Source organism: Haloferula sp., from assembly GCF_049672945.1.
Taxonomy (GTDB): Bacteria; Verrucomicrobiota; Verrucomicrobiia; order Verrucomicrobiales; family Akkermansiaceae; genus Haloferula.
The window spans coordinates 1-6,473 of the sequence record NZ_JBATWY010000066.1; the positions used below are offsets into that span (position 1 = coordinate 1).

Genomic DNA, 6,473 nt, shown 5'->3' on the forward strand with positions numbered 1-6,473 from the left:
TGCAGACTTCATCCGGCTCGCGGACGTTGAGGCTTGGAGGCAGCCATTGACCTTCGAGAGCCAGCAGGCAGATCACCGACTCCACCGAACCGGCACCGCCAAGCAGGTGGCCGATCGCCGACTTGGTAGAACTCACCTTGATCTTCGGCGTGTCCACACCGGCCAGCCGCTGGATCGCCCGGCCTTCCGCGATGTCATTGAGCGGTGTGCCGGTTCCGTGCGAGTTGATGTAGTCGATTTCCCCCGGCTCGAGCCCAGCCATCCGGGTCGCGGCGGTCATGGTCAACAAGGCCGCATCGCCTTCAGGGTGGGGCTGGGTGAGATGGTGAATGTCCGTCGCCGCGGCGTAGGCCATGACCTGCGCCAGAGCTTTCGCGCCGCGGGCCTTCGCTGACTCCAAGGACTCCACCACCACGAAGCCGGCCCCCTCACCAATGGCCAGACCATCGCGGGCCGCATCGAACGGCCGCGGAATCCCGCTCGGCGAACGCGCCTGCAGCGAGTCGAAGCCCGCAAACACCATCTGACTGAGCGCATCATAGCCCCCCGCCAGGACCCGCTCCGCCTTGCCTTCGCGCACCATCTGGAATGCGTGACCGATGGCATTGGCCCCTGAAGCGCAAGCGTTGGAAATGATCCGGATCGGCCCGTGCACGCCGAGCGCCCGCGCCATCGCCGTCATCTGCCGCTGAGGCTGATAGGTTTCGACCCGTAAAAACTGATTCCTCCGGCTTCTGCCCTCGATCGCCTGAAGGTAGTAGGCCTCACCGATTGGCATCGCCCCGGCCGAAGTGCCGATCATGATCGGCATCGCGCCCCGAAGGTCCGCCTGCACCAGCGCCTCGCGGGCGGCGGTTAGAGCCATCCGCGTGCCACGATCCATGCGACCCCATTCGCGCAGGGAAAAGCCTGGGATTCCCGGTTGGTCCGGCATCAGGGCCTGACCGGCGGTGCCGACCCGCTGACGCGACACATCGAAGAGGTCCACCGGCTTGAAAGCCGTGCGGCCGGCGCGGAAACCCTCGGCGTTTTCGTCCCAACCCGAACCCATCGAAGTATGAATCCCCGCCCCGGTGATCACCACCGGGCGAAGGGACGAAGGCAGGGTTTGATCGGAGCGATATGCCACAGTCTCGGAATTCAGGCTGGCCGTTGTGCGGCCCCGGCAGCTAGTCAACGGGCAGCAAGCTTGTCAAATGCTGCTTCCACGCTGGCATAAAACTCTGGAAAGATTCCACGATCAGCCCGCCATCTTCGATGACGGGCGCGTTTTCACGTTTGCCGATATCGCCACGGAACTGGCAAAGCTCCCACCAGCAGTCGGACCGCTTGCCGCCCATGGCTCCGCCTTGCAGATCGCACTCACCACCCTTCAGGGCTGGCGTGACGGGCAGGCAGTCCTACCGCTGGAGAAAGCCGGTCATCCGCCGCTCGGCCCGATCCCCGAAGGCGTTGCGCACCTCAAACTGACCCCCGGCAACGAAGGCCAACCGCGCACCGTCCGCTTCACCGCCGGGCAAATCGCCGCCGACGCCGATCGACTCGTTGCCGCCATGGGTCTCACCCCCGACACCCCCAATCTCGCGGCCATTTCCCTCAGCCACTCCTACGGCTACTCGAGCATCCTGTTGCCGATGCTGCTTCACGGCATCCCGCTTCAGACCGTCGAGGTGCCCTTTCCCGCTGTCGTCACTGCCGCGTGGAAAGCTCATCCCCAGATCGTCGTCCCCGCGGTGCCCTCGATGTGGCGCGCCTGGCATCGGTCCGGCATCCTCGAAGGCGCCCCCATCAAGCTCGCCATCTCTGCCGGAGCCCCGCTCTCGCTCGAACTCGAAACCGCCGTCTGGGAAAGCCACCAACTGAAGCTCCACAACTTCTACGGCGCCTCCGAGTGCGGTGGCATTTCCTACGATGCCACCGACACGCCGAGAAGCCACCCCGACGACCTCGGCGAAGCCCTTCCTGGCGTCGAGGTCGAGCTCGATCCCAGTGGCAGGTTCATGGTCAGAAGTTCAGCGGTGGCTCTCGGCTACGATAACTCTCGTCGTGAGGAAAGCCTCGGCGAGGGTCGCTTTCTAACACCCGACCACGGACACCTTGATGGTCATCGCCTGCTGCTCGACGCCCGCGGCCACAACACGATCAATGTTGCCGGTCGCAAGCTCGGACCCGGACGTATCGAAGCCGTCCTCCGCGCCACCGGTCTGGTCGAACGGATCAGGGTCTTCGGCATCCCGAGTCACGACCCCGAACGGGTCGATGAAGTCGCCGCCCTGATCGACACCCGCAGCACGATTCCCGAACTCGCCAAAGCCGTTTCCGGGTCACTCGCCGGCTGGGAAATCCCCCGCCACTGGATCAGCGATGCCGATCCCGCCGACTGGCAACTCACCCGGGATTCCCTGCGCAAGAAGCACAGAAAGCTCGCCTGACGCCTCAAACCGGGCACCCCAATACTATCCGTTCAGCCGCTTTGCACGAAGGCGCCGCAGCATCCTGAACCAAACCGTGGCCACGGCGGCAACGCCCAACAGGACCAGCGCTCGCGGCCCATCGACCGGCACAAGAAGACCGGTGGAAATCACTTCGGCGACGATCAGCAAGAAGACGAGGATCAGGATTGCATTGCTGTGGATCCGCGACGCGACCCAGGCCCCGAGCGGCGCACCAACCGCCACCACCGGCGCTGACACCGCCCAGTATTCCCACACCTCACCGATCGGCTGCGGCAGCATCAAACGGAACACAAAACCACACACCGAAACGGTCGCCATGATCACCACCGAAGTCGGCACTGCGATGCGCTCATCGAGACCGTAGCCGAGCGTCATCACCATGAAGCAGAGCATGTCCGCCCCCGAACCCAGCTGCGAGGCCACCCCTCCGCCAATCAAACCTGTTAGAGCGAAGCGTATACCATCGCGCCGCGACCATCCTGCGATCTCTTTCTCCGGCCGATGCTTCCGCTTCCAGTGCGAGCGGTAGAGCGTCACGGCGAAGACCAGCAGCAGACACGAGAAAGTCAGTCTCGGCACGTTTTCCGGGAGTCCAACAAAGGCCAGGCCGATCATCACGCCCGGCACCGCCCCCAGCACCGACCAGCGCCAGACGCTTGAATTGATGCGGATGCCACGAGTCAAAATAAACAAGGCCGCCATGCTCATGCCGACCGCCTGAATCATCAGCCCGAAGAGCGCCGCGTCCGCCGAAGAAATGGCCAATGCTTTGGTGAAAACCGGATACGCCACCGCGCCGCCACCCGCCGGCGTCGAGCCCGCGACGAATGAGCCGAAGACCATGGTCAGCGCCATCGGCCAGCGTGTTTCAAAAAGCGACCACCAGCCGCCGGCCGTCATCGCTGCCGCCCAGACACCCCATACCAGCCCCAGCACGAGGGGATAGATCAACCACCGCCGAGCGATCTGAAGACGCTTGGCCATCACCTTTCAGCCACGGCTTCTCCGCTGAGCATGATTTTGGCGGTCGCCAGTTCCCGGCCCCCGGTCGAAACCCGTCCCGCCACCTGGATCATCCCCCCGAGCCGTCCTTCGACACTCGCCTCAATCTCCAGCACATCCCCCGGCACCGCCGCCCCGAGAATTTTTGCTCCGCGCACTCCGGTCAGCAGCAGGTTGGCGAGCGGTTCGACGTCTGGATCACTCTGCGCCACCACCCCGCCGAGCTGCGCGATCGCTTCGATCAGGATCACCCCGGGCATCAGGGGATTGCCGGGAAAGTGCCCCGATAGAAAGCTCTCGGTTCCCATCACCCGATAACGGCCGACCGCCTGCTTGCCGGGTTCCAGCGAGATCAGGTCATCGACGAAACGGAATTCCGGACCGTGGGGCAGCGCATCGAGTTCTGACATGCGTTTCTCTATCCGGCGGGATTTACCGCTGGCCAATGAATTCTCATCAAAGACTTTCTGCGCCACTTCGCTCTTCCCCCCATCGTTCAAACAACTATTCTGTCCCTCGATGCCTCCTGCCGAAACCAGTGCTGTTCGAGAATCCCGCACGATTCCCGTCTCCACACGTTCGGCATGGTGGTGGCCGCTGGAAACCCTCGCGATGGGTGGCGGCATTCTTTACTGGGGAATTTTCGGCCTCCTCTTCACCCTGATTTCCCTCCCCCTGCGGGTCATCCTTCCCAAGCGTCGGGCTGAAATCCTCGGCCGCGGCATGCTTCACCGGGCCTTCCGTCTCTTCGTCTGGTACCTTCGCATCACCGGACTGGTGCAAGTCGACCTCGAGTCCCTCAAACCGCTGCGCCGCATAAAGGAGCCGATCATCATCGCCCCCAACCACACTTCGCTATGGGATGCCGTATTCGTGATTGCCTGCCTGCCGCAGCCGATTTGCATCATGAAGAAGAGCATCCTCTGCAACCCCTTCCTCGGCGGCGGCGCCCGACTCGCGGGTTACATTCCCAACTGCTCTTCCTCCCGGCTCATTCGCGACTCAGCCCTCTCGCTTCAGCAAGGTGGCCAACTGCTACTCTTCCCCGAAGGAACCCGGACGCGACGCGACGCCCGCTGGATCAACCCCCTGCGCGGCGGCTGTGCCCTGATCGCCCGACGCGCCAAGGTCCCCGTGCTGCCCGTTTTCGTCCGTAGCAACACCCGCTTCCTCGAAAAAGGCTGGCCGCTCTGGAAGCGACCCGAGTTCCCCATCAAGCTGTCTTTCGAACTCGGCGAGCCGATCACCCCCGCCGAAAACGAGAACGCCAAGGCCTTTACCGCCCGTCTGACGGAGATCTACACCAGCAACCTCGCGCGGGCTCACAAGCTGCGCCGCCAGGTCGAGGGGGAGTAAGGGGAGCCATTTGGGTGCTTCAAGCTTTGGGGGAACAGGGGGCAGGATTCAGGGATCAGAAAGTCACAAGACGCTGACGCGCCCTTCAGCTTGCTGCCTTTCTGAGCACTTCCCCCTGATTCCTGTACCCAAAAGCCCGTAGCACCTCCCCGCCCCTGCACTCCGATCAACCCGTCGCCACGATTTCCCCCCATTCCGCCATCGACAAGCCGCGCCGACCGCTCCTAACCTCCCGCGCCGCGGGCCCATAGGCCATTTCCCGGAACCCTCCGGCCCGCCGAAATCGTCCCATGAAAGCCATCCTCGCCCTCGAAGACGGACGCCTTTTTGAAGGCCGCGCATTTGGTGCATCCGGCACCACCACCGGTGAGATCTGTTTCAATACCTCGATGACCGGGTATCAGGAAATCATCACCGATCCCTCTTATCGCGGGCAGATCGTCACGATGACCTACCCGCAGATCGGAAACTACGGCGTCACCCCCGAAGACACCGAGTCCGTCGGCCCCCACGTCCGCGGACTCGTCATCGGCGAACTTTCACCCGTCGCCTCGAACTATCGCTCGCGCCAGACCCTCGCCGAATACTTCACCGAGCACGGCATCATCGGCATCGAGCACATCGACACCCGCGCCCTGACCAAACACCTGCGCTCACTCGGTGCGATGCGCGCCTGCATCACCACCGAACTTTCCACCGAAGAAGCCATCGAAGCCGCAAAGAACTCCCCACCAATGGAAGGCAGCGACTACGTCAAGGAAGTCTCCACCAAGGAAAGCTATATTTGGGAGCAAGACTCGCGCCGCTTCACCCTGCCCAACGTCGTCACCGAACAGGCCGACAACTGGCTGCCCCTGCCGCCGGTCAAGCACCGCATCGTCGCCTACGACTTCGGCATCAAATACAACATCCTGCGTCGTCTCCGTCAGGCCGGTTTCGAAGTGGAGGTCGTCCCTTCCACGACACCCGCCGCCGAAGTTCTCGCCAAAAAACCCGACGGCGTCTTCCTCTCCAATGGCCCCGGCGATCCAGCCGCTCTCGGCTACATTCACGAGGAGGTGAAGCAACTCATCGGCAAGACCCCGATCTTCGGCATCTGCCTCGGCAACCAGATCCTCGGCCACGTCTTCGGTGGCACCACCTACAAACTCAAGTTCGGCCACCGCGGCGGCAACCAACCGGTGAAAGACCTCCGCTCCGGCAAGATCTCGATCACTTCGCAGAATCACGGCTTCGCCGTCGACGGCAGCAAGCTCCCCGATGACATCGAGGTCACTCACATCAACCTCAACGACAACACCGTCGAAGGCATCCGCCACAAGGACCACCCCGTCTTCAGCGTCCAATACCACCCCGAAGCCGCCCCAGGCCCCCACGACGCCAGCTACTTCTTCGAAGAGTTCGCCGACCTGATCGACACCACCAAGTGAGTCAGCTCGCCCAACCACTGATTTTCAAACCGCGAATGGACGCGAATGGACGCGAATTATTGCTGAAAGACGAAGTCTATTCAGTGTTCTCCTGCTCCCTTGAAATCCTCAAAGGGCTCGGTCACGGACTCCACGAGAAACCCTACGAGAATGCCCTCGCCGTTGAATTCGCCCACCGCGACATTCCCTTTCTCCAGCAGCCCCGGTATCCCGTCGAATGGCGCAGCAC

General features: G+C 62.9%; 7 protein-coding genes. 4 read left to right on the forward strand and 3 right to left on the reverse strand.

From position 1 onward, the window contains the following. A partial coding sequence (locus WBG04_RS05725) for a beta-ketoacyl-[acyl-carrier-protein] synthase family protein (protein WP_424313420.1) occupies positions 1 to 1,129 on the reverse strand: 1,129 nt, incomplete at its 3' end. Positions 1,130 to 1,196: 67 nt separating this feature from the next. On the opposite strand from WBG04_RS05725, the gene WBG04_RS05730 reads away from it, so the two are divergent. After that, positions 1,197 to 2,432 carry an AMP-binding protein gene (locus WBG04_RS05730; protein WP_424313421.1) on the forward strand — a complete coding sequence of 412 codons (1,236 nt, stop codon included), beginning with the start codon at positions 1,197 to 1,199 and terminating at the stop codon, positions 2,430 to 2,432. Positions 2,433 to 2,456: 24 nt separating this feature from the next. On the opposite strand, the gene WBG04_RS05735 is transcribed toward WBG04_RS05730, so the two are convergent. Together WBG04_RS05735 and WBG04_RS05740 are read right to left on the reverse strand one after the other, a co-directional pair. Next, positions 2,457 to 3,440 (reverse strand): sulfite exporter TauE/SafE family protein, encoded by a 984-nt coding sequence (locus WBG04_RS05735; protein ID WP_424313422.1) that lies wholly within the window; start codon positions 3,438 to 3,440, stop codon positions 2,457 to 2,459. Then, entirely contained in the window at positions 3,440 to 3,868 is a 429-nt protein-coding gene (locus WBG04_RS05740; protein WP_424313423.1) for a 3-hydroxyacyl-ACP dehydratase FabZ family protein, read from the reverse strand. The genes WBG04_RS05735 and WBG04_RS05740 overlap by 1 nt, the downstream gene beginning before the upstream one ends. Before the next feature lie 109 nt (positions 3,869 to 3,977). Here WBG04_RS05740 and WBG04_RS05745 point away from each other — a divergent pair, with 109 nt between their 5' ends. The 3 genes from WBG04_RS05745 to WBG04_RS05755 form a co-directional block, all read left to right on the forward strand. Continuing rightward, the gene (locus tag WBG04_RS05745) at positions 3,978 to 4,814 is read left to right on the forward strand and encodes a lysophospholipid acyltransferase family protein (protein ID WP_424313424.1); all 837 of its coding nucleotides are present in this window, start codon (positions 3,978 to 3,980) and stop codon (positions 4,812 to 4,814) included. 290 nt (positions 4,815 to 5,104) lie between these two features. Continuing rightward, on the forward strand, positions 5,105 to 6,244 hold the full coding sequence (gene carA / locus WBG04_RS05750; protein WP_424313425.1) for a glutamine-hydrolyzing carbamoyl-phosphate synthase small subunit: 1,140 nt from the start codon (positions 5,105 to 5,107) through the stop codon (positions 6,242 to 6,244). A gap of 35 nt (positions 6,245 to 6,279) precedes the next feature. Beyond that, positions 6,280 to 6,473 (forward strand): GxxExxY protein (locus WBG04_RS05755; protein WP_424313426.1); only part of this gene is annotated, 194 nt, incomplete at its 3' end.